Raw genomic sequence first — 2,047 nt, forward strand, 5'->3', positions numbered from 1 at the left:
CTGACCGCGGCGCCCGGGCTGGTCGCGCTGAAGGGCGCCTTGCAGGCACTGGCCGGCCGGCTTGCAGCGGAGCAACAGGCAAATGCTTGCGCGGCGCTATCGCTGTCGCTGCCGAGCAGGCAAGATGTTTCCAACGACTGAACAAGGAAATCCAGCATGAACCCAGCCGGTGATACTTTCCGCATTGCCAGCAGCGCCGAAGCAGCCGTGGACTACCTTGCCGAGCTCCACCAGCGCGCCACTGCGGCGCTCGAGCGGGCGCTCAAGCGCTACGTCGCCAGCCGCACCGAGCCGAGTGCCGATGAACGCAGCCTGTTCCGCTATCCGCAGCTGCGCCTGACCTACGAATGCCATGGCGAGGTGCCGGCTTCCACCCGTGCCTATGCCAAGGTCCAGGCGCCCGGCGTGTACAGCGTCACGGTGACCCACCCGGCGGCGTTTCGCACCTACCTGCTCGACCAACTGCGGCCGCTGATGCAGGACTTCAACGTCAAGGTCGAAGTCGGCATGAGCGAGCGCAACATCCCCTATCCCTACGTCATCGAGCAGGGCGACGAGCTGGCCGGCAGCGGTGTGACCGCGGCCGAGCTGGCGCGGGTGTTCCCCAGTACCGACCTGTCCGCCGCCAGCGACGACATCGCCGATGGCCTCTACGACTGGGAACACGCCGATCCCTATCCGCTGGCGTTGTTCGATGCCGCGCGCGTGGATTTTTCCCTGCGCCGCCTGGTGCATTACACCGGTAGCGACTGGCGCCACGTGCAGCCGTGGATCCTGCTGACCAACTATCACCGCTACGTCGACCAGTTCATCCGCCACGGCCTCGACCAGCTGCGCGAGGACACCCGCTTCGTGCGCATGGTGCTGCCGGGCAACGTGGTGATCGAGCGCGGCACGGAGGAGGGCGAGGCCCAGGCGATCATCGGCAGCATGATGTGGCATCGCTACCAGATGCCGGCCTACCACCTGATCGCCGAGGATGGCCACGGCATCACCCTGGTCAACATCGGCGTCGGTCCGTCCAACGCGAAGAACATCACCGACCACCTCGCCGTGCTGCGCCCGCACTGCTGGTTGATGATCGGCCACTGCGGCGGGCTGCGGCAGTCGCAGTCGATCGGCGACTACGTGCTGGCCCACGCCTACATGCGCCGCGACGGCATCCTCGACCGCGTGCTGCCGCCGCATATCCCGCTGCCGGCCCTGGCCGAGGTGCAGCAGGCGCTGCAGGAGTCGGCCGCGCAGGTCACCGGCGAGCAGGGCGAAGCGCTGAAGAAGCGCCTGCGCACCGGCACCGTGCTGACCTACGACGACCGCAACTGGGAGTTGCGCTGGGCGCAGGAGCGGCCGCTGATCAACCTCTCGCGGGCGGTGGCGGTGGACATGGAAAGCGGCACCATCGCCGCCCAGGGCTACCGCCTGCGGGTGCCCTACGGGACGCTGCTGTGCGTGTCGGACAAGCCGCTGCACAGCGAGATCAAGCTGCCGGGCTCGGCCAATGCCTTCTACGAGCGGGCGGTGTCGCAGCACCTGAAGATCGGCATCACCGCACTGGATCTCTTGCGCAACCAGCTCAACTCGCTGCACTCGCGCAAGCTGCGCAGCTTCGACGAGCCGCCGTTCCGCTGATCCGCCCCGCTGCGGCCAGCGCATCCGCGGGAATGGACGATACTCAAGTCGTTCACTCCCGCTTTCCATACCGGAGATTCACATGGAACAGTCGATCCACGCCTTCCACAACCTGTTCGAGCAACTGGGCCTGCCCAACGACGACGCTTCGATCAAGCGTTTCATCGAGACCCATTCGCCCCTGCCGGAAGGCATGTACCTGGCCGACGCGCCATTCTGGAGTCCGGCCCAGGCGGCCTTCCTGCGTGACGAGATTCTCGAGGATGCCGATTGGGCCGAAGTGGTCGACCGGCTCAGCCTGGCATTGCGCCAGGGCGGGACGGCGGCGTAGCGCATACGATGCTACGCCGCCGTGTTGCCTGACTCTCAGGCCGCCAGCAGCCAGGCGCCGGTGAGCGCCGCGCCGGCGCCGGCGATG

2 protein-coding genes are annotated in these 2,047 nt (G+C 67.2%); both read left to right on the forward strand.

Annotated features, from left to right (window positions below; translation table 11 throughout):
• Positions 1–156 precede the first annotated feature (156 nt).
• The gene (gene amn, locus BAY1663_RS22600; RefSeq protein WP_037045343.1) at positions 157–1,629 is read left to right on the forward strand and encodes an AMP nucleosidase; all 1,473 of its coding nucleotides are present in this window, start codon (positions 157–159) and stop codon (positions 1,627–1,629) included.
• An 82-nt stretch (positions 1,630–1,711) separates the two neighbouring features.
• Positions 1,712–1,960 carry a DUF2789 domain-containing protein gene (locus tag BAY1663_RS22605; RefSeq protein WP_037045345.1) on the forward strand — a complete coding sequence of 83 codons (249 nt, stop codon included), beginning with the start codon at positions 1,712–1,714 and terminating at the stop codon, positions 1,958–1,960.
• The last annotated feature ends 87 nt before the right edge of the window (positions 1,961–2,047 follow it).

Origin of the sequence: Pseudomonas sp. BAY1663, assembly GCF_000582595.1 — a bacterium.
GTDB lineage: Bacteria > Pseudomonadota > Gammaproteobacteria > Pseudomonadales > Pseudomonadaceae > Stutzerimonas > Stutzerimonas stutzeri_AF.

What these genes read in the sequence shown, in the direction of transcription:
- BAY1663_RS22605 (WP_037045345.1), top strand. Translation starts at nt 1,712, where the DNA reads ATGGAACAGTCGATCCACGCCTTCCACAACCTGTTCGAGCAACTGGGC.
- amn (WP_037045343.1), top strand. Translation starts at nt 157, where the DNA reads ATGAACCCAGCCGGTGATACTTTCCGCATTGCCAGCAGCGCCGAAGCA.